Genomic DNA, 23,530 nt, shown 5'->3' with positions numbered 1-23,530 from the left:
GCCCCCATCCCCGCCCCCTCCGATCTGTTGATCATGAGGTTGGCGGCGGTTCTGGAGATCGAACTCGCCGCTAACCTCATGATCAACGGGCTGATCCCGCGTGGGTGGGGGTTAGAGACCGGAGAGGCGTTGGCCGGCCCTGACGACGGCCATGGCGTGGCGTTCGCCGGGGCGGCGGCCGAGACGCTCGATCGGGCCGGAGATGCTGATCGCGGCGATCACCCGGCCGGTGCGGTCGCGGATCGGGGCCGAGACGCTCGCCACACCGGCCTCCCGCTCGGCGACGCTCTGCGCCCAGCCGCGCCGGCGTACCTCGGCCAGGGTGCGACCGGTGAACTTCGACCGGGGTAGTAGTGGCATGACCGCCTCGGGCGGCTCCCAGGCGAGCAGGATCTGCGCCGCGGAGCCGGCTGTCATCGGCAGTACCGAGCCGACCGGCACGGTGTCGCGCAGCCCGCTGGCTCGTTCGGCGGCGGCCACGCAGATCCGCTCGTCGGCGCGGCGCAGGTAGAGCTGCGCGCTTTCGCCGGTGGCGTCCCGAAGCGCGGCGAGCAGCGGCTCGGCCGCGGTCAGCAGTACGTCCGGCGCGGCGTTGGCCAGCTCGCCCAGGCGCGGGCCGGGACGCCAGCGGCCCTGGGTGTCCCGGACCAGCATCCGGTGGATCTCCAGGGCCTGTGCCAGCCGGTGCGCCGTGGCCCGGGGCAGCTTGGTGCGTTCAACGAGTTCGGCCAGGCTGGCGCCGTCGACACACGCGGCCAGGATGACCACCGCCTTGTCGAGAACGCCGACACCACTCATACTGTGTCCCACAAGCCGAAACTTACCTCCCAGAATTTAGGATGTCCAGATGGTGGGAGTCACTCAACCGAGGACCCTGGCCGAGAAGGTCTGGGACGCGCACGTCGTACGGACCGCCGCGGGCGAGCCGGACCTGCTCTTCATCGACCTGCACCTGCTGCACGAGGTGACCAGTCCGCAGGCCTTCGACGGGCTGCGGCTCGCCGGTCGCCGGGTACGCCGTACCGATCTCACGCTCGCGACCGAGGATCACAACACCCCGACCGGGTACGACGACCCGACGTTCCGGCAGCGGCGCGGCGACCTGCTCACCATCGCCGACCCCACCTCCCGTACGCAGATCGAGACGCTCCGCCGCAACTGCGCCGAGTTCGGCGTCCGGCTGCACCCGCTGGGCGACGACAACCAGGGCATCGTGCACGTCATCGGCCCGCAGCTCGGCCTCACCCAGCCCGGCATGACCATCGTCTGCGGCGACTCGCACACCGCCACCCACGGTGCGTTCGGGGCGCTCGCGTTCGGCATCGGCACCAGCGAGGTCGAGCACGTGCTGGCCACCCAGACGCTGCCACAGGCCCGCCCGAAGACCATGGCCGTGAACGTCACCGGGTCGCTCGCCCCCGGGGTCACCGCCAAGGACCTGGTGCTCGCCCTGATCGCCCAGGTCGGCACCGGCGGCGGCCGCGGCCACATCGTGGAGTACCGCGGGGAGGCGATCCGGGCCCTCTCCATGGAGGGGCGGATGACCATCGCCAACATGTCCATCGAGTGGGGCGCGAAGGCCGGCATGATCGCGCCCGACGAGACCACCTTCGCGTACCTGAAAGGGCGGCCGAACGCGCCGCAGGGCGCCGACTGGGACGCCGCCGTCGCCTACTGGCGGACGCTGCCGACCGACGAGGGCGCGACCTTCGACGCCGAGGTGACCCTGGACGCCAGCCGGATCACCCCGTTCGTCACCTGGGGCACGAACCCGGGCCAGGGCGCGCCGCTGGGGTCGGCGGTGCCCGACCCGGAGGAGTTCGTCGCCGAGCCGGAGCGGGCCGCCGCCCGCCGCGCCCTGGAGTACATGGACCTGCGTCCCGGCACGCCGCTGCGCGACCTCGCGGTCGACGTCGTCTTCGTCGGGTCCTGCACCAATGGCCGGCTGGAGGACCTGCGGGCCGCCGCCGACGTGCTGCGTGGGCACAAGGTCGCCGACGGCGTACGGATGCTCGTGGTGCCGGGTTCCGCCGCCGTCCGCGAGGCGGCCGAGGTCGAAGGGCTGGACAAGGTCTTCACCGACGCCGGCGCCGAGTGGCGGTTCGCCGGCTGCTCCATGTGCCTCGGCATGAACCCGGACACCCTCAAGCCGGGCCAGCGGTCCGCCTCCACCTCCAACCGAAACTTCGAGGGCCGCCAGGGCCGGGGCGGACGAACCCACCTGGTCTCCCCGCCGGTCGCCGCCGCCACCGCCGTGGTGGGCCGGCTGGCCGCCCCCGCCGACCTGTAGAAGGGCACACCGATGGAGAGGTTCACCACCCACACCGGCACCGCCGTGCCGCTGCGTCGGTCCGACGTGGACACCGACCAGATCATCCCCGCCGTGTACCTCAAGCGGGTGACCCGGACCGGCTTCGCCGACGGGTTGTTCAGCGCCTGGCGGGAGGATCCGGAATTCGTGCTCAACGATCCCGCGTATTCCGGGGCGTCGATTCTGGTGGCCGGTCCGGAGTTCGGCACCGGTTCCTCCCGCGAGCACGCCGTCTGGGCGCTGCGCGACTGGGGGTTCCGGGCCGTCATCTCCCCCCGCTTCGGTGACATCTTCCGCGGCAACGCCCTGAAGGAGGGTCTGCTCCCGGTCGAGCTGGAATTGAAAGCGGTCGAGGAGATCTGGGCTCTCGTCGAGGCCGACCCCACCACCCCGGTCACCGTCGACCTCACCGCCCGCCAGGTCCGGGTCGCCGACGCCACCTGGTCGTTCCCGCTGGACGACTTCAGCCGCTGGCGGCTGATGGAGGGCTTGGATGACATTGGACTCACCCTCCGCCACGAGGCGGAGATCAGTGCCTTCGAGGCCACCCGGCCCGCGTTCCTGCCGTCGGTGGCATAGCCCTCACGTCTGATCCCACAGCGGTTTCCGCCCCCACCGGTCCTGCCGGTGGGGGCGAATCCGTTACGACACAAGGCCTTTTTTCCACCGAATGTTTGTGTCCCGGCAGCACAGGGCATACCGTGCGCGCAGAATGGCTCGCGTCGAGTCAGTTGCACAATCGGGAGGAAGTCGTGAACAAGGCCGAGCTCATCGAGGCGCTCGCCGTTCGCCTGGGGGACCGGAAGACGGCGACGGCCGCGCTCGACGCGGTCCTCGCTGAGGTCCAGGCGGCGGTCACCAAGGGCGAGAAGGTGGCGATCACCGGTTTCGGAGCGTTCGAAAAGCGCGTCCGAGGCGCCCGAACAGCGCGCAACCCACGGACCGGCGAGGCGGTGAAGGTCAAGAAGACGTCCGTCCCGACCTTCCGGCCGGGCGCTGGGTTCAAGGAGATGGTGGCCAGCGGCAAGGTGCCGAAGGCCACGGCGGCGGCGAAGAAGACCACCACGGCCGCCGCCAAGAAGGCCGGCGCCAAGGCCGCCGGGGCCAAGGCCGCCGGGGCCAAGGCCGCCGGGGCCAAGGCTGCCGGGGCCAAGGCTGCCGGCGCGAAGGCGGCGTCGAAGAAGACCACCGCGGCGAAGGCGACCAAGATTACGGCGGCGAAGAAGGCCGCCACCACCAAGAAGGCCGCCCCGGCGAAGAAGGCCGCCCCGGCCAAGAAGGCGCCGGCGAAGAAGACCACGGCGGCGAAGAAGACCACCACCACGGCCAGGGGCGCGGCGGCCAAGAAGGCGCCGGCGAAGAAGTCCCCGGCCAAGAAGGCAGCGACCAAGCGCTGACCCGGCGGTACGAAGGGCGTCCACCCTCGCGGTGGGCGCCCTTCCGCATGCCCGCCCCATCCGTCGGACCACCCGTTGACCGGGCATGCCCGGGGCCCACCCCGTTGACCCGCCGGCGCACCCTGTCGGCCCGCCTTCGCGCCGGCTGCGGACCCGGTCTGGGGTGACGCGGTGCTGAGCCGCTGGCCGATGGGCGGCGCCCGACCCTCCCGCTGCCCGCGGTGGGGGCGCCCACCGGTGCGCAGGCCCTCGCGGTGACCCTCGCCCTCGATGCCCACGTGCGGCTCGCCGTGGTCGGTCACGGGGTGGGGTCAGAGGCGGTCGGCGGCGAGCAGCCGGTCACCGCTGAAGGCGAGCAGCCAGCAGCCGCCCTTCGGGGTGGTGAAGTCGCCCGCCCGCCCGGTGAGCCGCTCCAGGGCGCCCGGAATCACCGTCCCCTGGCTGCACACCACCACCGGCTCGCCGGCGGCGGCCAGCTCGCTCAGGCGGGCCGCGGCGGCGAGCGCGCACTCGTCGGGCTGCTGGCCCGGCCGCGGCTCGTCGAGGTGACCGATCACCTCGATCGGCAGGTCGAGCAGGGCCGCCGCCGGGCCGAGCGTCTGCACGCACCGGCGGGCCGAGGCCGAGAGCAGGCGAACCGGCCGGACCAGCGCCACCAGCGGGGCCAGCGCGTGCGCCTGCGCCCAGCCCCGGGCGTCGAGCGGCCGGCCGGCGTCCGGGCCGGACCAGGTGGCCCGCCTGCCGGCGTGCGCGTGCCGGACCAGCACCATCGTCGCGGTGACCCTCGGCAGGGCGGCGAACGCGGCCAGCACCTCCGCGTCGTGCGGGTAGCTGACCAGCCGGACCGCCTCGTCCACGCCGAGCCAGCGCACCTCGTCGACCTCCGTGCCGGGCTGGAAGCCGCCCTTGGCCACGGCGTGCATCGACCAGTAGTCGACCATCTTCGGCCGGCCCTCGCTGCGGTAGTGGACGGAGGGCAGGCGGACCTGCGGCACCGCCTGGACGTCGGTCTCCTCGGCCATCTCCCGGACGGCGGCCCGCAGCGGGTGCTCGCCCGGCTCCAGCTTGCCCTTGGGCAGCGACCAGTCGCCGTACCGGGGCCGGTGCACCAGGCAGACCTCGACGCCGCCGGCGACGGGCCGCCAGGCGACCCCACCGGCCGCCCGGATCCCGGTCACGACAGCCATCGGGTCCGCCGCTGCCGGCTGGCCCGCCGCCAGGCCCCGGGGAACTCCGCGCGTACCCGCCGCACGGTGGCGCGCTCCCGCTCGACCAGCCGCCCCGCGGTGACCGCCAGCCTGTGGTTCTGCGGCTGGTCGTCGGCGACGGCCAGCCAGGTCTGCGCCGCCACCACGGCGTCCTGGTGCTCGCCGAGCAGGTCCTGCACCCGGGCCAGCGCTCGGCCCAGCCTCACCGCCTCGCCGCCCAGCACCGGAGCCACCGCGGTCACCGCGGACCGAGCCCGCTTGCCGTCCTTGCGGACGTCGTGCCACCGCTCGTCCGGGCCGAGCGGGTCGAGCGCGCCGGCGCCGCCCTCCCGGCCGCCGGCACCGGCCAGCTTCCGCCACGGCTTCGCCACCAGAGCGGGCAGGACCCGGCCGGCCGCCGCCTGCGCCGGTGGGGTGAGCCGCGGCGTACGTGCGGCCAGCACCAGGGCGTCCACCAGCGCCAGGTAGCGGGGCGAGCGCAGCGCCGCGTCGACCCCGACCATCGCCTCGTCCTGCCGGGCCGCCAGGGCGGCGTCCAGCCGGTCGACCGCCGCCGGGTCGAGCGGGCTGGTCGGGTCCGCGCCGGCCGTGCGGCGAAGCCGCTCCCGCAGCACCTCGGCGTCCCGGGCGGCCCCCAGCGACTCGGCGAGCCAGCCCAGCTCGGCGCGGAGCGGGCGGGCCCAGCCGGGACGGAGCAGCGGGGCGAAGGTCTTCAGGTCGCCGCGCAACCGCCGGCAGGCCACCCGCATCTGGTGCACCGCGGTGTCGTCGTCGCCGACCGGGGCGCGTAGCCGCACCAGCGGGTCGTGCGCCAGCAACCGTCGCACCTCGCGGCGGACCGCCTCGGTCACCACCGCCCCGGCGGTGGGCGCGGCGGGCAGCCCGGCCGGGGCGACCAGGTCCGGCTCGCCCCGGGCCGCCATGCCGAGCGCGCGGACGTGTTTCGGGACGAAGGAGCCGGCTCGGGCGCCCGCCTCCCGCAGCACCACCCCGATCCGGTCGAGCAGCGCGCCGTCGCCGGCCTTGCGCTCCACCTCCAGCTCCCGCCAACCGGCGGTGGTCACGCCGGCGGAGTCGAGCACGGTGACCCGGTCGTCCACCACCTCGGCCAGGACGCCGCCTGCGGGGTCGTGGACCTCGTACGCGCGCCGGACCGTGCGTACCACCGCCGCCGGGGCCAGCGGCGCGCCCCGGTGGAACACGGTGACCAGCTCGACCAGCTCCACCGGCGGGACGCCGCCGGCGCCCGCCCGGGAGATCTCGTGCCGGATGCCCGGGCTGCCCGTCGGCAGCTTCACCGTCCAGGGCAGCTCGTCACCCTCGCGGTGGCGCAGCGACACCCCGGCCCGGGCCAGCCGCAGGTCGGCGGTGTCGAGGTAGGTGGCGACCAGCGTGACCGCCGGCAGCGCCCGCACCCCGCCGCCCGGCCGGGCCGAGGCGGACAGGTCGGGCAGGACGAAGCCCTCGGCCACCTCGTACTTCCGCTCCTCCTCGACCACTTGGTCAGCCTATGCCGGCAACGCTCAGGCGGCGGTGCCGCCGACGCGGCGCAGCAGCAGTTCCTGCAGATCCACCAGCGGCGCCTCCGGCGGGCCGGTACGCCGGCGCCAGGTGCCGTCGCCGGCCAGCTCGAAGGCGTCCACGTCCGGGCCCATCGCGAGGGTCAGCACGTGGTCCAGTTCGGCCCGGGCGACCGGGTCGCTCACCTGCACCAGCGCCTCGACCCGGCGGTCCAGGTTGCGGTGCATCAGGTCGGCCGAGCCCATCCAGAACTCCGCGTTGCCGTTGTTGCCGAACCGGAAGATCCGGGAGTGCTCCAGGAACCGGCCGAGGATGGAACGTACCCGGATGTTCTCCGACAGGCCCGGCACCCCCGGCCGCAGCGTGCACATCCCCCGGATCATCAGGTCGACGTGCACACCCGCACGGGAGGCCCGGTAGAGCGCGTCGGTGATCTCCTCGTCGACCAGCGCGTTCACCTTGAACTGCACCAGTCCGGGCATACCGAGCCGGACGTGCGAGATCTCCCGTTCGATCCGCTCGACGAGCCCGCTGCGGATGCCCTGCGGGGCCACCAGCAGCCGCCGGTACGCGGTCTGCCGGCTGTAGCCGGTGAGCACGTTGAACAGGTCGGTCAGGTCGGCGCCGATCTCCGGGTCGGCGGTGAGCATGCCGACGTCCTCGTAGAGCCGGGCGGTCTTCGGATGGTAGTTGCCGGTGCCGATGTGGCAGTAGCGGCGGATCTGATTGCCCTCCTGGCGTACCACCAGGGCGGTCTTGCAGTGCGTCTTCAGGCCGACCAGGCCGTACACGACGTGGCAGCCGGCCCGCTCCAGGGTGCGCGCCCAGCCGATGTTGGCGATCTCGTCGAACCGGGCCTTCAGCTCGACGAGCACCACCACCTGCTTGCCCGCGGCGGCCGCGTCGACGAGCGCGTCCACGATCGGGGAGTCCCCGCTGGTGCGGTAGAGGGTCTGCTTGATGGCCAGCACGTTCGGGTCGGCCGCGGCCTGCTCGACGAAGCGCTGCACGCTGGTGGCGAACGAGTGGTACGGGTGGTGCACCAGCACATCCCCGTCGCGCAGGGTGGCGAAGACGCTGCGCGGCACCTCGCCCTCGGTGAGCCGGGGGTGGGTGGCCGGCACGAACGGCGGATCCTTCAGGTCGGGCCGGTCGGCCTCGCCGTAGAGCTGCCAGAGCGCCGACAGGTCGAGCAGGCCGCGTACCCGCAGCACGTCGTGGGCGTCCATGTCCAGCTCGCGGACGAGCAGCTCCAGCATGTGGTCGGAGATCGACGCGGCGACCTCCAGCCGCACCGGCGGGCCGAACCGGCGCCGGGCCAGCTCCCGCTCCAGGGCCTGGAGCAGGTCCTCGTCGCGATCCTCGTCGACCTCCACCTCGGCGTTGCGGGTCACCCGGAACAGGTGGCACTCGACCACCTGCATGCCGGAGAAGAGCTGGCCCAGGTGCACCGAGATGAGGTCCTCCACCGGCAGCACCCGCATCCCGGGCCGGCCCCGGTCGACCTGGACGAAGCGGGGCACGTTGTTGGGCACCTTGACCCGGGCGAAGAGCTCCGAACCGCCGTCCGGGTCGCGGACCGCCACGGCCAGGTTGAGCGACCGCCCGGAGATGTACGGGAACGGGTGCGCCGGGTCGACCGCGAGCGGGGTCAGCACCGGGAAGACGTGTTCGCGGAAGTAAGTCCGCAGCCGCTCGCGCTCGGCGTCGTCCAGCTCGCCCCAGCGCAGGACGCGGATGTCCTCGGCGGCCAGCTTCGGCAGCACGTCGTCGACGAAGCAGGCGGCGTGCCGGGCGACCAGCGCCGCGGACTTCTCGGCGACCAGCTCCAGCTGGGTGCGCAGCGGCAGCCGGTCGCCGCCGCGTACCGGCAGGCCGGCCTGGAGCCGCCGCTTCAGCCCGGCGACCCGCACCATGTAGAACTCGTCCAGGTTGCTGGCGAAGATGGCCAGGAACTTCGCCCGCTCCAGCAGCGGGGTGCGCTGGTCCTCGGCCAACGCCAGCACGCGGGCGTTGAAGTCGAGCCAGGAGAGCTCCCGGTTGAGGAACCGGTCCTCGGGCAGCGGCTCGGCCGCCGGCGGCTCCTCGTCGGAGTCGGCGGGCGACGGGGTCGCCGGCGCCGCGACGGACGGGCTGGCGACCGGGTCGAGCACCTCCTCCAGCCCGGCGGAGGCGGCCCCCGCGTCGGTGCCCGCACTCTCGGTGTGGACGGTCTCGGTGGACGTGGCGCTGCGGAAGCGGCCGTCGGCGCCCCGGGGGCGGGTGCCGTTGCGGGGAGCGGCCGGATCGGCGGGCGCCTGGCTGGCGGGGTGTTCGCGAGGGGTGCTCACCCGCTCATAATCACCCGATTATGGTTAACGCCAAATGAACTTGGCGCCAGTCGCTCAGGCCATCGTCGGCAACGTCACGCGGACGACCTCGCCAGCGGCGTCGGTGTCGACGCGGACCCGCTGGCCGAGGCGGAGCAGCCGCAGCCCGGAGGCGTCGAACGCCCGGGCCGGGAACGCCAGCTCGGTGCCGTCGTCGAGAAGCAGCACGCCGCTGCGGGTCGCCGCGTCGTAGGTCGCCACCGTGCCCTGCATGCCCGCCACGCTACCCGCAAGGATCAGGCCGGGCAGCCGGCGGCGGTGAGCACGGCGGTGCACGGGCCGAGCCCGAGCTGGGCCGCCGCGGCCAGGTCGCCGGCGGTGTCCACGTCCCGGCGGAGGCTCGGCCAGTCGCCGGTCAGCGCCACCGCCCCGCTCGCCGCGTGCGCGGCGGCCGAGCCGACCCCGAAGCGGGGATCCAGGGGTACGCCCGGCGGCGCGGCCAGCAGCACCGTCCCCGCACCCGGGGCGTCGGCGACGAACCGGCGTACCCCCGCCGGGCCGGCCTGCGCCGCGCGCAGCGCCGCCGCCAGCTCGGCCGGGCGCAGCGCCGGCAGGTCGGCGGTGAGCCCGGCCACCCACCCGCCGCCGGCGGCGGACGCGCCGTGCCGGAAGGCCGCGTTCAGCCCGGCGTCCGGCACGTCGGGCAGCACCCGGGCGCCCGCCGCGTGTGCCGTGGCGGCCACCCGCGGGTCGTCGGTGACCACCAGCACCTGCGCCACCGCCGGACAGGCCCGCGCCGCGCGGAGGGTGTCGGCCGCCAGGGCTAGCGCCAGCGTCTCGTGCGGTACGGCCGGCAGCGCCCCCCGCAGCCGGCTCTTCGCGGCGGCGAGGTGCTTCACCGGCACCACCAGCGTCCACCTCGGCTGAGTCACACCCGCCATCCTGCCAGTCGGACGGCGGTACCCTCACTGGCCGGACCCGGGGCGAGCAGGCATGATTTCGTCGCGGGTGTCGCCGGGCGGCGCCCGGTGCGGGTCGGGCGGCAGGAGGAGGCGCGGTGGCACGGCGCAGGCTGGGGTTCTGGCGACGGTTCGCCGTGGTGCTGGTGAAGCCGGTGATGACCGTCTGGACGCGGCGTACCTGGCGCGGCATGGAGCATCTCCGCGGCGACGGCGGGATGATTATCGTGCCGAACCACGTCTCACACGCCGATCCGCTGGTCTCGGCGCACTTCATCTACGACTCCGGCCGCTGGCCGCAGTACCTCGGCAAGGCCAGCCTGTTCCGGGTGCCGGTGATCGGCTGGATCCTGCACCGGTGCCGGCAGATCCCGGTGGAGCGGGGCACCGTCGACGCGGTGAAGTCGCTGGACGCCCTGGTCGCCGCGCTGGCAGCGGGCGGCGCGGTGGTGATCTACCCGGAGGGCACCACCACGAAGGAACCCGAGCTGTGGCCGATGAAGGGCAAGACCGGCGCGGCCCGGCTGGCGCTCGCCACCGGCGCTCCGGTGATCCCGGTCGCCATGTGGGGCCCCGAGCGGATCTTCGACCCCCGGACCAGCCGGCTCAACCCGCGACCGCGCATCCCGGTGACCGTGGTCGCCGGCCCGCCCGTCGACCTGAGCCGGTGGGTCGGCGCCACGCCGACCCGCGCCGTCCTCGAGGAGATGACCGACGCCATCATGCTGCGAGTGCGTGACCTGCTGGCCGAGATCCGTGGCGGCACCCCGCCGCCGCTGTGGGAACGGCCAGCCCGGCCGGGCGCGCGGCGCCAGCAGCAGGGCGGTGCCGCGTGAGGGGGCACGTCGCGGTCCTGGGCGCCGGCTCGTGGGGCACCGCGTTCGCCAAGATCCTCGCCGACGCCGGGCGGGACGTCACCATCTGGGCCCGGCGGCGGCCGGTCGCCGACACCATCCGGGCCGAACGGCGCAACCCCGAGTACCTGCCGGGGGTGCTGCTGCCGGAGCGGGTGACCGCGACCGGGGACGCCGCCGAGGCGATCTCCGGCGCCGAGCTGGTGGTGCTCGCCGTGCCGTCGCAGACGCTGCGCGGCAACCTGGCCGAGTGGACCGGGCAGCTGCACCCCGACGCGACCCTGGTCTCGCTGATGAAGGGCATCGAGCTCGGCACCACCAAGCGGATGAGCGAGGTGATCGTGGAGACGGCCGGGGTGGCGGCCGACCGGGTGGTGGTGGTCTCCGGCCCCAACCTGGCCCCGGAGATCGCCGCCGAGCAGCCCGCCGCCACGGTGGTCGCCGGCACCGACCCGGACCGGGCCACCCTGGTGCAGCGCTCGATCACCACCCCCTACTTCCGCCCGTACACCAACGACGACGTGATCGGCTGCGAGCTGGGCGGCGCGGTCAAGAACGTGATCGCCCTGGCGTACGGCATCGCCACCGCGATGGGCTTCGGCGACAACACCCGCGCGATGCTGGTCACCCGTGGGCTCGCCGAGACCGCCCGGCTCGGGGTGGCCCTCGGCGCGGACCCGCTCACCTTCGCCGGCCTCGCCGGGATGGGCGACCTGGTCGCCTCCTGCTCCTCGCCGCTGGCCCGCAACCGCACCTTCGGCGAACACCTGGGCCGGGGCGCCACGCTGGAGGAGGCCCGGATCGCCACCCGGCAGACCGCCGAGGGGGTCAAGAGCGCGCTGGCCGTCCGCGACCTGGCCCGGGCGCACGGTGTGGAGATGCCGATCACCGAGCAGGTGGAGCTGGTCTGCCACGAGGGAGTGGACCCGAAGCTGGCCGTGGACGCCCTGATGAGCCGTACCACGAAGCCGGAGTGACCGAGGTGAGGGCGCACCACGACGGCACCCGATGCGTGCACGCCGGCCTGCCGGAGCCGGTGCCCGGGCAGCCGTTCCTGCCCGGGCCGGTCTTCGCGGCGCCGTACCACCTCGACCCGTGGGCCGGGCCGGCGGTCGCACCGAACGGTTACGGCCGGCCGGACAACCCCACCCGCCGCCTGCTGGAGGCGGCGATCGGGGAGCTGGAGGGCGGGGGCTGCCGGGTCTTCGCCAGCGGCCAGGCGGCCATCACCGGGCTGCTCCTGACGCTGCTCCGGCCGGGAGACACCGTGGTCCTCCCGGCCGACGGCTACTTCCCGGTGCGGGCCTTCGCCACGGACACCCTGGCGGGCCTCGGGGTGCGGGTGCTCCTCGCCCCGACCGCCGGGCCCTACCCGCCGTTCGACGGCGTACGCCTGGTGCTGCTGGAGACCCCGGCCAACCCCGGCCTGGACGTCGCCGACGTGCCGGCGCTGGCCGAGCGGGCGCACGCGGCCGGCGCCCTGGTGGCGGTGGACAACACCACCGCCACGCCGCTCGGGCAACGCCCGCTGGAGCTCGGTGCCGACCTGGTGGTCGCCTCCGGCACCAAGGCGTTGACCGGCCACTCCGACCTGCTGCTCGGCTACGTCGCGAGCCGCTCGGCGGAACTGCTCGACCCGGTCACCGCCTGGCGGACCGTCACCGGTGCGGTCCCCGGCGCGTTCGACGCCTGGCTGGCGCACCGGTCGCTGGCCACCCTCGACCTGCGGCTGGCCCGGCAGACCGCGAACGCCGGGGCGCTCGCCCGGCTGCTCGCCGAACGCCCCGACGTGACCGGGCTGCGCTGGCCCGGGCTGCCCGGCGACCCCGCTCACCCGGTGGCCTCGGTCCAGATGCGACGGATGCCCGGGGTGCTCTCCTTCGACCTCGGCGACGCCGACCGCGTCGGCCGGTTCCTGGACGCGGCCCGGCTGGTCGCCGCGGCCACCTCCTTCGGCGGCCTGCACACCACCGCCGACCGGCGGGCGCAGTGGGGCGACGACACCCCGCCCGGCTTCGTCCGGCTCTCCTGCGGCGTGGAGGACACCGTGGACCTGGTCGCCGACGTGACCGGTGCGCTGGACGCCGCCGGCTGAGCTATCGTCATCCCCGGCCCCTGCCGGGGCCGACCCGTGGCCCAGGATGGCCCCGACCGGAGGAGGTGACTCCGATCCACCCGACAGGCAGGACCGGCGCTCCCTCCGGAGTCCGCGCCGCCGGTTGAACCGGCGGCCCGGGAGCGCCGACGACCGTTCCCGGAGGTTCACCATGGCAGTCTCTTTCCGTCCCGACCGTTCCGCCCTGGTGCGCCGGCTACGCGCCGCCGGGTGCGTCTACGCCGAGGACGAGGCGGATCTGCTCATCGCCGCCACCGACTCGCCGGAGGCGCTGGCCGCGCTGGTCGACCGGCGGGTCGCCGGGCTGCCGCTGGAACACCTGCTCGGCTGGGCCGAGTTCTGCGGCGTGCGGGTCGCCGTCGATCCCGGCGTCTTCGTACCCCGCGGGCGTACCGCGCTGCTGGTCGACGCCGCCGCGGCGGTGACCGGCCCGGCGGCGGTCGTGGTGGACCTGTGCTGCGGTTCGGGTGCCACCACCGTCGCGCTGGCCCGCCGCCTCGCGCCGCGCCGCCTCGCGGCCGTCGACGTCGATCCGGCCGCGGTGGCCTGCGCCCGGCGCAACCTGGCGGGGCTCGGTGTCCCGGTCTTCCACGGCGACCTGTTCGACCCGCTGCCGTCGGCGTGGCGGGGGCGGCTGGACCTGGTGGTCGCCAACGCCCCGTACGTGCCGACCGCGGCGGTGGCGCTGATGCCGCCCGAGGCGCGGCTGCACGAGGCGCCGGTGGCGCTCGACGGTGGCCCGGACGGCCTGGCCGTGCTGCGCCGGGTGGCCGCCGGTGCCGCCGGATGGCTCGCGCCCGGGGGGCACCTGGCGGTGGAGATCGCCGCCGGTCAGGCCGACGCGCTCGGCGCGGTGCTGGTCGGGGCCGGTCTGGAGCCCACCGTGGTGCGCGACGACGACCTGGGCGCCACCGCCGTGACCGCCCGCCGCCCCGCCGGCCGGTGAGCGGGCCGCCCCGCCGCCCGGTGGGCCCGGGCGTGGCGGCGGGCCGGAATCGGCACTAGCCTCACCTCACGTTCCGACGGCGGGAGGCGGTTTCGGTGGGCGGTTCGGGTGTGCCGGTGGTCGTCGGGCTGGACAACGGCGGCACCAGCAACAACGCCACCGTGCTGACCGTCGACGGCCGGTTCCTGGTCGACGGGCTGGTGGAGAGCCCCAGCGAGGTCGGCACCGGCCCGGAGGCGGCGATCGAGGCGCTGGCCCGCGCGTTCGACGGGGTGCTGGCGCTGACCGGGGTGCCGCCCGAGCTGGTCCGCGCGGTCGGGCTGGACACTCCCGGCCCGGCCAGCGCCACGGGGGTGATCTCCTCCCGCGGGTCGACCAACTTCTCCCAGCCGGCCTGGCGCGGGTACGACGTGCGCGGCGCCCTGGAGCGGCGGCTCGGCCTGCCCGTGGTCTACCACAACGACGGGAACGCCGCCGCGCTCTACGCCCACCACGCGCACTTCGGCGCCGAGGCGATGCGCCGCTCCTCGGTCTCGGCCATCGTCGGCACCGGCCTCGGCGGCGGTGTCGTCGAGGGCGGCCGGGTGATCGCCGGCGCGGCGGGGATGGCCGGGGAGTTGGGGCACGTGCACATCCCGCTGACCGGGCTGCTGGCACCGGACCAGCCGGTGCCGACGTGTGCCTGCGGCTTCGCCGGCGACACGGAGAGCGTCGCCTCGCTCACCGCCATCGCGCGGAACCTGCTGCCGTACTGGCTGACCCGGTTCCCCGGCCACCCACTGGCCGCCGAGCCGCCGGCGCGGGCGGCGAAGCTGGTCCGTTCCTACGGTGAGCGGGGCGACGAGCTGGCCCGGGAGATCTTCACCCAGCAGGCCATGGCGCTGGGCCGGCTCTTCACCGTCGCGGCGAACTTCACCGACCCGCACGCGTACTTCGTCGGCGGCGGGGTGGTGGAGGCGGCGTCGGAGTTCCGCGACTGGTTTCTGGCGACCGTGCGCGAGCACACCGTGCTCCGCGCGGAGCAGGCCGCGGTGGCGACCTTCGCCCTGGTGCCGGAGCGCGACACGGCCGGCGCCCGGGGCGTGGCGATCGCGGCGCTGGAGGCGCTGCGCGGCGCGCCCGCCCCGCAACCCGTGATCGGCGACTGAGCGGGGGCTGCCAGCCGGACGACCTGGCCGGGCGGGCGGCCCGCGGGTCAGCGGTGTGGCGGGGCCTGGGCGAAGGCCGCCCAGGCAGAGGGGGCGAAGAGCAGCGCCGGGCCGGACCGGTCCTTCGAGTCGCGGACAGCCACCGTCGCCGGGATCACCGCCACCTCCACGCACGCCCCCTCGTCGCCGCTGTGGCTGCTCTTGCGCCACCCGGCCCGGGTCAGCGCCGCGCTGATCGTCGGTGTCATGGTCCTACCGTCCCTTCAGGAGTCGCAGGAGCTGGTCGCGGCTGGCCGCCGGGCTGAGCGCGACGGTCCGCAGATGCTCCATGATCTTGGTGCAGGTACGCAGGTCGCCCGGCCGGTCGAGGATCATCTGACCGGCCACGGTCTCCACCGAGGCGATGATCGGGTCCTCCGGGTCGGCGAACTCCAGCATGTGCAGCGAGCCCCGGGTGCCCCGGTGGTAGCCGGCGGCCAGCGGGATCACCTGGACGGTGATGTTCGGCAGCTCACCCATCTTGAGCAGGTGCTGCAGCTGCCCCTCCATCACTGACCGGTCGCCGACCGGCCGCAGCAGCGCGCCCTCGTCGATGATCGCGTCGAGGATCGGCGGATCGTCGCCGGTGAGCCGCTGCTGCCGGTCCAGCCGGAGCTGGACCCGCTGCTCCACCTGGTCGTCGCCGAGGGTGTGCGGGCCGCCCCGCATCACGCCCCGGATGTAGTCGGCGGTCTGCAACAGCCCCGGCACCACCGAGGGCTCGAAGTTGGCGATGCCGGTCGCCTCCGCCTCGAGCGCGATGAAGTCGATGGTGCGCCGGTCCAGCAGGTACGAGTAGGACACCCACCAGCCGGGCTTGCGGGCGTCCTTGGCCAGTTGGACGGCCGCCGCGACCTCGTCCGCGCCGACCCCGTAGAGGGTGAGCAGGGCGCGCACGGTGGCCGGGCTGACCAGCGTCTGCGCGTTCTCGTACCGGGACAGGGTGCTGCGGGTGCTGTTGATCTCGTCGGCCGCCGCCTCCAGGGTCAGGCCGGCGGCCTCCCGGTGGGTACGCAGGGCGATGCCCAGCCGGCGGGCGCGGGCGGTCTTCGGAGCCATGCATCGATGGTCGCACACCTTGCCGGGAAGGTGTACATGAGAGAACGCCGATGAGAGTTGCATTCACGGCCATGGAGGTGTCAGTCTGTTGTCACGTCCTCACCGCCGGTTGTCGTGGCGACGGCGGTGGTGAGCGACCGGAGGGGATGGGGCGCGCGGCGATCGGGTTTTTTCCCCCGTACCCGATCGCCGCGTGCCACGCCCGTGGCCCGCCCGCCGGAAGGGAGTCGACGTGCGCACTGGCCAGCAGCTCGGCAATGACCGCGGCGACGGCCGGCGATGACCCGGTTCCTGGTGGTGCTCACCGACGTCCGCCCGTTCGAGGGGCGCGGCCGCAACGAGCGCACCTGCCCGGAGCGCCGCCGGCAGGTGGTCGGGGCGAGCAGCCGGGAGGCGGCCGACCGCATCGCGGGCGCGTTCATGGCCCTGGGGATGGTGCGGGCCGGCCGGCAGCGGGTCAAGGTGATCGCGATCGGCCGGCGGCACGCCCGCGGTTAGACCCGGTCCGGCGGGGCGGGCGTGGCCCGGCGCCCCCCGCCGGGCCGCCCGCGCTCAGAGCGGCCCGCGCTCAGAGCAGTCTGCGCCGCTTCAGGTACGCCACCAGGTCGTCGTAGACGCCCCCCTCGTTGGCGAACATCGCCACGTTGCGGGCGGTGGCCATCCACGGCCGGGTCGACGGCCGGACCTCCGTCAGCGCCCGGTCCAGGTCCCGCTGCTCGATCATCCGCACCTCCCCGGTGCGCACCGAGTCGGCCATCGCGAACTCGGCCGCCGTCTCGCAGAGATGCGCCAGGTCGGCACCGGAGAAGTCCTCGGTCGCCGCGACCACCGCGCGCAGGTCGATCCCCGCCACCGGCCGCTCGCGCAGGTGGTACTCCAGGATGGCCCGGCGGGCGTCGGCGTCCGGCGGTAGCACCAGCACCACCCGGTCCAGCCGGCCCGGCCGGCGCAGCGCCGGATCCACGTCCCACGGGGTGTTGGTGGCGGCCAGCACGAACACCCCCTCGTTGCTGCCCTCCATGCCGTCCAGCTCGGCCAGCAGCTGGTTGCCCAGTGTCCGCATCGAGCTGGAGCTGACCTGGGAGCGCTTGTGCCCGAGCGCGTCGACCTCGTCGAGGAAGAGCACGCAGGGCGCGTTGCGCCGGGCCGCCTGGAACAGCTCGTGCAGGTTGCGCTCGGAGTTGCCCATCCACATGTCCAGCACGTCCACGATGGACAGCGAGATGAACTTGGCGCCCATCTCCCCGGCCACGGCCCGGGCCAGGAACGTCTTGCCGCAGCCGGGCGGGCCGTACAGCATCAGCCCGCCGCGCAGGCTCTTGCCGTACATCCGGCGCAGTTGCGGGTTGCGCAGCGGGCCGAGGAACGCCAGCTCCAGCCGCTCCTTCACCGCCGACATGCCGCCCACGTCGGTCAGCCGGACGCCGGAGGTCTCCACGTCGTACACCCGGTCGGCGTCGCCGGTAACCGGCTCCGGCTCCTCCCCGGCGCGGACGAAGCGCGGCGGCACGACGTCCGACAGTTCCTGCTCGTAGGCGGCCAGCGGGTCGGCGGTCGCGGTGGGATCGCCCGCGCCGGCGGTCGTGGCCCGGGGCGCCGGCGGCTGCGGGGCCGCCAGGGTCGGCGCCGCCGGTGGGGATACGGCCGCACCGAGCGCCCGCTGCATCAGGGCCTTGGCCTCCGTGTTGCCCGGATCCCGGGCCAGCGCCTGCCCGATGTGCGCGATCGCCTCCCCGTCCCGGCCGGCGTCCAGCAGCAGCGCGGCGAGATGCAGTCGGAGCGGCAGGTCGTCCGGGCGGCCGTCCAGGGCCGCCGACAGGGAGTCGATGAGGGGATCGGAGCTCATAGGACGAGCAGCGTAGTGGGCGGCCGACCAGCCCCGCTCACCCGAATCGACCGGACACTCCTCCCTTCCGGTTACGCACCGTATATGGCGCCCTGACCGATTGCCCCCGCTGGCCGCGTCGTCTCGGGTATCGCTCTCCCGTCCCGGCCACGCACAGTAAGGTCAACCGGGTGAGCGCCACGATCCCGCAGTCGCGTACGAAGAGGTGACCGAGTGACCACCCCAGGCAGGACCCGCGTGGCGATCGTCTTCGGCGGCCGCAGCCCGGAGCACGGCATCTCCTGTGTCAGCGCCGGCAGCGTGCTCGGCGCCCTGGACCCGGACGAGTTCGAGGTGGTGCCCGTCGGCATCACCCGGGCCGGTCAATGGGTGCTGACCAGCGGTGACCCGGCCCAGCTGGCGATCAGCTCGCGGCGGTTGCCGGAGATCACCGCCGAGTCCGGGACGGACATCGTGCTGCGGGCCGACCCCACCGGCAACGGCCTGATGGTGCTCGACCCGACCGAGGGCCCCCGCGCGCTCGCCGACGTCGACGTGGTCTTTCCGGTGCTGCACGGCGCGTACGGTGAGGACGGCACCATCCAGGGCATGCTGGAGATGGCCGGCATCCCGTACGTCGGGGCCAACGTCTTCGCCTCCGCCGCCGCCATGGACAAGGAGTTCACCAAGAAGCTCTGCGCCGTCGAGGGCATCCCGGTCGGGCCGTATGTGGTGCTGCGCAGCGGAATGACGCTGAGCGAGCAGGACAAGCAGCGCCTCGGCCTGCCGGTCTTCGTGAAGCCGTCCCGGGCTGGCTCGTCGTTCGGCATCACCAAGGTCGACGACTGGGCGGAGCTCGACGCCGCCGTCGCCACCGCCCGGCAGATCGACCCGAAGGTGCTCGTCGAGGGAGCCGTCGTCGGCCGCGAGATCGAGTGCGGCGTGCTGGAAGGCGAGGCCGGCGGCGCCCCGGAGGCGTCGGTGCTCGCCGAGGTGCGGGTGGCTGCCGACCACGACTGGTACGACTTCGAGGCGAAGTACCTCGACGACGCCTGCGAGTACGACATCCCGGCCGCCCTACCCGAGCGGGTGACCCGCCAGATCCAGGAGTACGCCGTCCGCGCCTTCACCGCGCTGGACTGCGCCGGGCTGGCCCGGGTCGACTTCTTCGTCACCCCGGAGCTGGACGTCTACCTCAACGAGATCAACACCATGCCCGGGTTCACCCCGACGTCGATGTTCCCGCGGATGTGGGCGGCCTCCGGCCTGGAGTACCCGAAGCTGGTCAACCGCCTCATCCGCACCGCCCTCCACCGCGGCGTTGGCCTCCACTGACCGCCCCGCGGACTGCGCCGCGCCCCGGTACGCCGCCTCACGTCGCGCCGCGTCACGCAAGATCCGCCACTTTCCCGAAAAGTGCGGCTTCCCGGCAGCGGGAGGGCGCACCTTTCCGGAAAGTCGCGCCCGTGACAGCCCGCGCCCACCCCGTCTTGGGAGTGGGTCAGCTTTGGCAGCCGGCGGGGACGGGGCCACCGGAGGGGACCGAGGCGACGATGGTGTCGGAGATCGGGGCGGCCCACTGCAGCGCCGGCCCATGGGCGCGTGGCACGCGTACCGTCACCGCGGTCTCCCGGTCCACCGTGGTGAGCACGGTGGCGTCGGTCTCCTCCCGGGCGTGCCAGCAGACCTTGTTGACCACCCAGACGTCGTCGGTGGCGGCGACGGTCGGCTCGGCGCCACCGCAGGCGACGGTGAGCGCGGGGTCGCCGTAGGCGGCGTTCTGCTCGGGGCCGGCGGTGACCGGGCGCTGGGCCAGGTCGCGGATGGCCGGCGGCAGCTGGGAGAGCAGCGCCCGGCAGAGGATGGCGGGCCGCTCGGCGAGCGCCGGGGCGGCCATCTCGACCGGCGCGGTCGACTGTGCGCGGGCGGTCGTCGGGGTGGGGCTCGGCTCGGCGGCCGGCTCGTCCGGGGAGAGCTGGGCGAAGGCGAACGCGCCCACGAGCAGCGTCACCGGCAGCGCGACCGCGCTGGCGACCAGTGCCGCGCCGCGGGTGGTCCGGTCCCGTCCGGGCCGCGCCGGACCGCTCTCGTCGGCCCGGTCGGTGTCGGCGACGGGAGCGTCAGTAATCTTGTCCACTTACAGGTGCACCACCGAACACGTGAGGGTGCGGGTGATGCCGGGCACCATCTGCACCTTGCTGACGATGAGTTTGCCGAGCTCGTCCACGGTGTTCGCCTCGGTGAGGACGACCACGTCGTACGGCCCGGTGACGGCGTCGACGCGTACCACGCCGGCAAGGTCCGCGATGAGACCGGCCACGTCACGTGCCCGGCCGACCTCTGTCTGGATGAGGATGTACGCCTGTACCACGACTCGACCTCCGTCCGTCGCCGCCCTGGAGCGGCCCGAAGGGAGAAAGTACCTTACGGACCAGGTCTGATCCCTATCGGTGGTCAAGGAGAAGCGGTGAGCGAGCGCGGCGGAGCCGGGCGGGACGAGCGGAACGCCGGTGCCGGCGTGACCGTCGCGGGGGTCGGCGAGTTCGGCCTGATCGACCGGGTGATCGCCCGGTTGTCGTACGGATCGGCCGTCCTGCTCGGTCCCGGGGATGACGCGGCGGTGGTGGCCGCCCCGGACGCCCGGGTCGCCGCCTCCACCGACGTGCTGGTCGAGGGGCGGCACTTCCGGCGGGACTGGTCGAGCGCGGGTGACGTGGGCCACCGGGCGGCGGCGGCGAACCTGGCCGACATCGCGGCGATGGGCGCGGAGCCGACCGCCCTACTGGTGGCGCTCTGCATGCCGGCGGACCTGGCGACCGGGTGGGCCGAGGAACTCGCCGATGGGCTGGCCGCCGAGGCGGCGAAGGTCGGCGCGAGCGTGGTCGGCGGGGACATGTCGGCCAGCCCGACCCTGACCATCGCGGTCACCGCCCTCGGCGACCTCGGCGGGCGGGCGCCGGTGACGCGCTCGGGTGCGCGGCCCGGGGACGTGCTGGGCCTGGCCGGCCGGACGGGTTACGCGGCGGCCGGGCTGACCGTGCTCTCCCGGGGTTTCCGCACCCCGCGGGTGTTGGTCGAGGCGTACCGGCGGCCGGACGTGCCGTACCCGGCCGGGCCGCAGGCGGCCCGGCTCGGCGCCACCGCCATGATCGACGTGTCGGACGGGCTGCTCGCCGACCTCGGGCACGTGGCGCGGGCCAGCGGCGTCGGTATCGACGTGCACCGGGACGCCTTCGAGGTGCCCCGGCAGATGCGCGACGCCGCCCAGGCGCTCGGCGTCGACCCGTACACCTGGATCCTCGCCGGGGGTGACGGAGGGTTCGGGTGTCACCGTGGATGGCGAGCCGTATGGCGGGCCGTCCGGCTGGGACCACTTCCGGTAAGGCCCGTGGGCGGACGTAACCTTTACGGGTGACGGATTTCGAGATCCACGCCGTGCGCTTCGACTCGCCGGCGGCGCAGCGGCTGATCCGGGACGCCCTGGCCGATCTCGGCGCCCGGTACGGCGGCAGCGGCGACGACACCCCGGTCGACGCCGCCGAGTTCGAGCCGCCCGCCGGCGCGTTCCTGGTCGCACTGCTCGACGGTGAGCCGGTCGGCTGCGGCGGCTGGCGCAGTCACGGCGACACCGGTGAGACGGCGGAGTTGAAGCGGATGTACACCGCCCCGGCGGCCCGCGGTCGGGGGATGGCCCGGGCGGTGCTGGCGGCGGTCGAGCGGTCGGCCCGCGAGCAGGGCCGCAAGCGAATCATCCTGGAGTGCGGCGACCAGCAGCCCGAGGCGATCGCCCTGTATACCTCGGCCGGCTACGAGCGGATCCCGAACTTCGGCTTCTACAAGGACGCGCCGGGCTGCCTCTCGTTCGGCCGTACCCTCTGATCGTTCGGCCGTACCCTCTGACCGGCCGGGCGGCAGCGCGTGCCGGGCCGCCGCCCGCCAGAGTCCCCCGGGCGGCAGCGCGTGCCGGGCCGCCGCCCGCCAGAGTCCCCCGGGCGGCAGCGCGTGCCGGGCCGCCGCCCGCCAGAGTCCCCCGGGCGGCAGTGCCTGCCGGGCCGCCGCCCGCCCCGAGTCGTGCGGGCGGCTGCGGCCGCCCCCCTCAGCCGGTGGTGATCCGGATCTGCTCGGTGGCCTTGCCGACGGCGCTGGTGGCCTCCGCCGGGTCGGCGCCCCAGGCCAGCAGGTGGCCGCTGCGGCGCAGCGAGGAGGTCACCTCGCCGACCCGGTCGCCGACCGTCACCTCCAGTTGCACGTCCAGCACGCCGGGAACGCGGCGGGCCTGGCGCACCCCGTCGACGGCGGTGACGGTGCCGGGCGGGGCGAGCAGGAACTCGACCGCCGCTGCGCCGGTTGGCCGGGCCGGCAGGGTCGGACGCTCGCCGCGCAGCGTGCGCAGGTACGCCTCGACGAACCCGCACTCGTACGCGATCGACACCAGCGCGGTGATCATGTCACCGGGCAGCCGTCCCGCGCACTCCACCAGGGTCGGCACGCCGTCGGCGATGATCCATTCGCTGTGCAGCGTGCCGGTGCGGAAGCCGGCGGCGGCGGCCAGCCGGGCGGCCACGTCGAGCAGCTCCCGGCGGGCCGGCTCCGGCAGCGTGGTCGGGACGGTGTGCCCGGTCTCGACCGGACGGCGCCCGGGCAGCACCCGCTTGTCGGTGACGTTGCCGAAGATCACCTCACCGTCGGCGACCAGCAGCTCGACGCTGTGCTCCGGGCCGTCGACCATCTGCTCGGCGAGCACCGCGGTGGGCAGGCCGGCGGTCGCCTCCGGCGCCTGCTCCGGGGTGGCGGTCGCCGCCCAGGCCGAGGCGATCTCCGCCGGGTCGGCGATGATCTGCACCCCCAGGCTGCCGGAGCGGCGGGTCGGCTTCAGCACGCACCGGCCACCGTGCCGCCGGGCGAAGACGGTCGCCGCGACCGGGGAGTCGACCAGCGCGAAGTCGGGGTTGGTGAGCCCGGTGTCGGCGGCGAGCAGCCGCATCCGGTGCTTGTCGGCGAAGATGTCGGCGGCTTCGGGCCCGGCGCCGGGCAGGTCGAGCGCCCGGGCGAGCCGGGCGGCGCCGCCGACGGCGTACTCCAGGCCGGGCATGACCAGCCGGGCGGTGGCCAGTCCCGGTTCCCGGGCGATGAGCGCATTCGCGTCCAGGCCCGTCTGGTACCGCGCCGGCACCAGCCGGGAGATGAAGGGCAGCTCGCGGACCACCCGCTCCAGGCCGCGACGCGCGATGACGTCCGGCTCCTCGATCAGCACCACGCTGCCTGCGGGCAGTTCCTCGCCGAACCAGCGCAGCATGCCGAGGGAGGCCCCGACAATGATCATCTCGTCTCGGCCCAGGTCCAGCTGCACCAGTCGTCCTCCGCGCTCGTTCCACACGCCCCGAGACCGTCCGGGATCCCGGGTGCAGGCAGACCCTAACCGGGCGGGCGACGCGCGTCGACGCCGCGTCGACTACCGGTCAGTGCGGGCGCCCGGACACGACAGAGCCGGCGGACCGCGAGGGTCCGCCGGCAATGACGACGATGAAGGGCGGCTGCCGCGTCAGGCGCGGGTGACCTTGCCGGCCTTGATGCACGAGGTGCAGACCTGCATCTTCTTGGTGTTGCCGCCACCGGCCGGGGTCCGCACCGACTGGATGTTCGGGTTCCAGCGGCGGTTGGTCCGCCGGTGCGAGTGGGACACGTTGTGGCCGAAGCCCGGTCCCTTGCCACAGACGTCGCACACGCTAGCCACGGGATACTCCTGGGTTTGAAACGTTCATGAGGTCGCCGCCAGGCCTGTCTCTGATACACATCTGACGCTGCCGACGAAGCTAGAAGTGTGGATGCCGGTAGACG

Annotated in this window: 24 protein-coding genes and 1 pseudogene; 12 read left to right on the top strand and 13 right to left on the bottom strand. The window is 74.4% G+C overall.

The features are described 5' to 3' along the window. Positions 1-111: 111 nt before the first annotated feature. Entirely contained in the window at positions 112-798 is a 687-nt protein-coding gene (locus C1I99_RS12715; RefSeq protein WP_013284529.1) for an IclR family transcriptional regulator, read from the bottom strand. Between the two features lie 49 nt (positions 799-847). Here C1I99_RS12715 and leuC point away from each other — a divergent pair, with 49 nt between their 5' ends. From leuC to C1I99_RS12700, 3 genes are all read left to right on the top strand, one after another. Further along, positions 848-2,290 (top strand): 3-isopropylmalate dehydratase large subunit, encoded by a 1,443-nt coding sequence (leuC, locus tag C1I99_RS12710; protein WP_111134428.1) that lies wholly within the window; start codon positions 848-850, stop codon positions 2,288-2,290. 12 nt (positions 2,291-2,302) lie between these two features. Beyond that, the gene (gene leuD, locus C1I99_RS12705) at positions 2,303-2,890 is read left to right on the top strand and encodes a 3-isopropylmalate dehydratase small subunit (protein WP_111134427.1); all 588 of its coding nucleotides are present in this window, start codon (positions 2,303-2,305) and stop codon (positions 2,888-2,890) included. A gap of 173 nt (positions 2,891-3,063) precedes the next feature. Further along, entirely contained in the window at positions 3,064-3,708 is a 645-nt protein-coding gene (locus C1I99_RS12700) for an HU family DNA-binding protein (protein ID WP_199562099.1), read from the top strand. 311 nt (positions 3,709-4,019) lie between these two features. Here the strand turns inward: C1I99_RS12700 and C1I99_RS12695 are convergent, their stop codons facing one another. From C1I99_RS12695 to cofC, 5 genes are read right to left on the bottom strand one after another with little or no spacing between them, the layout of a single operon-like run. Then, the gene (locus tag C1I99_RS12695) at positions 4,020-4,895 is read right to left on the bottom strand and encodes an NUDIX hydrolase (RefSeq protein WP_111134425.1); all 876 of its coding nucleotides are present in this window, start codon (positions 4,893-4,895) and stop codon (positions 4,020-4,022) included. Next, positions 4,883-6,415 (bottom strand): CYTH and CHAD domain-containing protein, encoded by a 1,533-nt coding sequence (locus C1I99_RS12690; protein ID WP_111134424.1) that lies wholly within the window; start codon positions 6,413-6,415, stop codon positions 4,883-4,885. Before C1I99_RS12690 ends, C1I99_RS12695 begins: the two co-directional genes overlap by 13 nt. Positions 6,416-6,439: 24 nt before the next feature. Continuing rightward, the gene (locus C1I99_RS12685; protein ID WP_111134423.1) at positions 6,440-8,767 is read right to left on the bottom strand and encodes an RNA degradosome polyphosphate kinase; all 2,328 of its coding nucleotides are present in this window, start codon (positions 8,765-8,767) and stop codon (positions 6,440-6,442) included. Positions 8,768-8,821: 54 nt separating this feature from the next. Next, on the bottom strand, positions 8,822-9,019 hold the full coding sequence (locus C1I99_RS12680; protein WP_199562098.1) for a cold-shock protein: 198 nt from the start codon (positions 9,017-9,019) through the stop codon (positions 8,822-8,824). A gap of 23 nt (positions 9,020-9,042) precedes the next feature. Continuing rightward, on the bottom strand, positions 9,043-9,678 hold the full coding sequence (gene cofC, locus C1I99_RS12675; protein WP_111134422.1) for a 2-phospho-L-lactate guanylyltransferase: 636 nt from the start codon (positions 9,676-9,678) through the stop codon (positions 9,043-9,045). Positions 9,679-9,803: 125 nt separating this feature from the next. On the opposite strand from cofC, the gene C1I99_RS12670 reads away from it, so the two are divergent. The 5 genes from C1I99_RS12670 to C1I99_RS12650 all read left to right on the top strand — a co-directional run bounded on the left by C1I99_RS12670 (position 9,804) and on the right by C1I99_RS12650 (position 14,769). Next, the gene (locus C1I99_RS12670; protein ID WP_111134421.1) at positions 9,804-10,541 is read left to right on the top strand and encodes a lysophospholipid acyltransferase family protein; all 738 of its coding nucleotides are present in this window, start codon (positions 9,804-9,806) and stop codon (positions 10,539-10,541) included. Beyond that, positions 10,538-11,536 carry an NAD(P)H-dependent glycerol-3-phosphate dehydrogenase gene (locus C1I99_RS12665; RefSeq protein WP_111134420.1) on the top strand — a complete coding sequence of 333 codons (999 nt, stop codon included), beginning with the start codon at positions 10,538-10,540 and terminating at the stop codon, positions 11,534-11,536. Before C1I99_RS12670 ends, C1I99_RS12665 begins: the two co-directional genes overlap by 4 nt. A gap of 5 nt (positions 11,537-11,541) precedes the next feature. Beyond that, positions 11,542-12,654, top strand: a complete 1,113-nt coding sequence (locus C1I99_RS12660) for a cystathionine gamma-lyase (protein ID WP_111134429.1) — start codon at positions 11,542-11,544, stop codon at positions 12,652-12,654. A 172-nt stretch (positions 12,655-12,826) separates the two neighbouring features. Further along, positions 12,827-13,621 (top strand): putative protein N(5)-glutamine methyltransferase, encoded by a 795-nt coding sequence (locus C1I99_RS12655; protein WP_111134419.1) that lies wholly within the window; start codon positions 12,827-12,829, stop codon positions 13,619-13,621. A gap of 95 nt (positions 13,622-13,716) precedes the next feature. Next, the gene (locus C1I99_RS12650; RefSeq protein WP_111134418.1) at positions 13,717-14,769 is read left to right on the top strand and encodes an ROK family protein; all 1,053 of its coding nucleotides are present in this window, start codon (positions 13,717-13,719) and stop codon (positions 14,767-14,769) included. A 47-nt stretch (positions 14,770-14,816) separates the two neighbouring features. On the opposite strand, the gene C1I99_RS12645 is transcribed toward C1I99_RS12650, so the two are convergent. Next, complete coding sequence (locus C1I99_RS12645) at positions 14,817-15,017, bottom strand: DUF397 domain-containing protein (RefSeq protein WP_111134417.1); 201 nt, start codon at positions 15,015-15,017, stop codon at positions 14,817-14,819. A gap of 4 nt (positions 15,018-15,021) precedes the next feature. Continuing rightward, on the bottom strand, positions 15,022-15,867 hold the full coding sequence (locus C1I99_RS12640; protein ID WP_111134416.1) for a helix-turn-helix domain-containing protein: 846 nt from the start codon (positions 15,865-15,867) through the stop codon (positions 15,022-15,024). A gap of 279 nt (positions 15,868-16,146) precedes the next feature. On the opposite strand from C1I99_RS12640, the gene C1I99_RS12635 reads away from it, so the two are divergent. Then, entirely contained in the window at positions 16,147-16,365 is a 219-nt protein-coding gene (locus C1I99_RS12635) for a hypothetical protein (protein WP_111134415.1), read from the top strand. A 70-nt stretch (positions 16,366-16,435) separates the two neighbouring features. Here the strand turns inward: C1I99_RS12635 and C1I99_RS12630 are convergent, their stop codons facing one another. Next, positions 16,436-17,713: an ATP-binding protein gene (locus tag C1I99_RS12630; RefSeq protein WP_111134414.1), complete on the bottom strand. Its 1,278-nt coding sequence runs from the start codon at positions 17,711-17,713 to the stop codon at positions 16,436-16,438. A 213-nt stretch (positions 17,714-17,926) separates the two neighbouring features. On the opposite strand from C1I99_RS12630, the gene C1I99_RS12625 reads away from it, so the two are divergent. After that, the gene (locus C1I99_RS12625) at positions 17,927-19,027 is read left to right on the top strand and encodes a D-alanine--D-alanine ligase family protein (protein ID WP_111134413.1); all 1,101 of its coding nucleotides are present in this window, start codon (positions 17,927-17,929) and stop codon (positions 19,025-19,027) included. Between the two features lie 166 nt (positions 19,028-19,193). Here C1I99_RS12625 and C1I99_RS12620 read toward each other — a convergent pair whose 3' ends face one another. Both C1I99_RS12620 and C1I99_RS12615 read right to left on the bottom strand, forming a co-directional pair. Beyond that, a complete protein-coding gene (locus C1I99_RS12620) occupies positions 19,194-19,829 on the bottom strand; it encodes a DUF3515 family protein (RefSeq protein ID WP_111134412.1) in 636 nt (211 codons plus the stop codon). Next, entirely contained in the window at positions 19,830-20,063 is a 234-nt protein-coding gene (locus C1I99_RS12615) for an Lrp/AsnC ligand binding domain-containing protein (RefSeq protein WP_111134411.1), read from the bottom strand. 147 nt (positions 20,064-20,210) lie between these two features. Between C1I99_RS12615 and C1I99_RS12610 the strand changes: the two are divergent. Both C1I99_RS12610 and C1I99_RS12605 read left to right on the top strand, forming a co-directional pair. Next, positions 20,211-21,075 (top strand): annotated as a pseudogene (locus C1I99_RS12610) (thiamine-phosphate kinase). A 28-nt stretch (positions 21,076-21,103) separates the two neighbouring features. Further along, positions 21,104-21,571, top strand: a complete 468-nt coding sequence (locus C1I99_RS12605) for a GNAT family N-acetyltransferase (RefSeq protein WP_111134410.1) — start codon at positions 21,104-21,106, stop codon at positions 21,569-21,571. A 217-nt stretch (positions 21,572-21,788) separates the two neighbouring features. Here C1I99_RS12605 and C1I99_RS12600 read toward each other — a convergent pair whose 3' ends face one another. Together C1I99_RS12600 and rpmB are read right to left on the bottom strand one after the other, a co-directional pair. Beyond that, positions 21,789-23,042, bottom strand: a complete 1,254-nt coding sequence (locus C1I99_RS12600; protein WP_111134409.1) for an ATP-grasp domain-containing protein — start codon at positions 23,040-23,042, stop codon at positions 21,789-21,791. Positions 23,043-23,234: 192 nt separating this feature from the next. Further along, positions 23,235-23,426: a 50S ribosomal protein L28 gene (rpmB, locus tag C1I99_RS12595; protein ID WP_088963534.1), complete on the bottom strand. Its 192-nt coding sequence runs from the start codon at positions 23,424-23,426 to the stop codon at positions 23,235-23,237. Positions 23,427-23,530 lie beyond the last annotated feature (104 nt).

Origin of the sequence: Micromonospora deserti (assembly GCF_003236335.1) — a bacterium.
In the GTDB taxonomy this organism is placed as follows: Bacteria; Actinomycetota; Actinomycetes; order Mycobacteriales; family Micromonosporaceae; genus Micromonospora; species Micromonospora deserti.
This window is presented reverse-complemented; position numbering and strand designations above follow the sequence as displayed.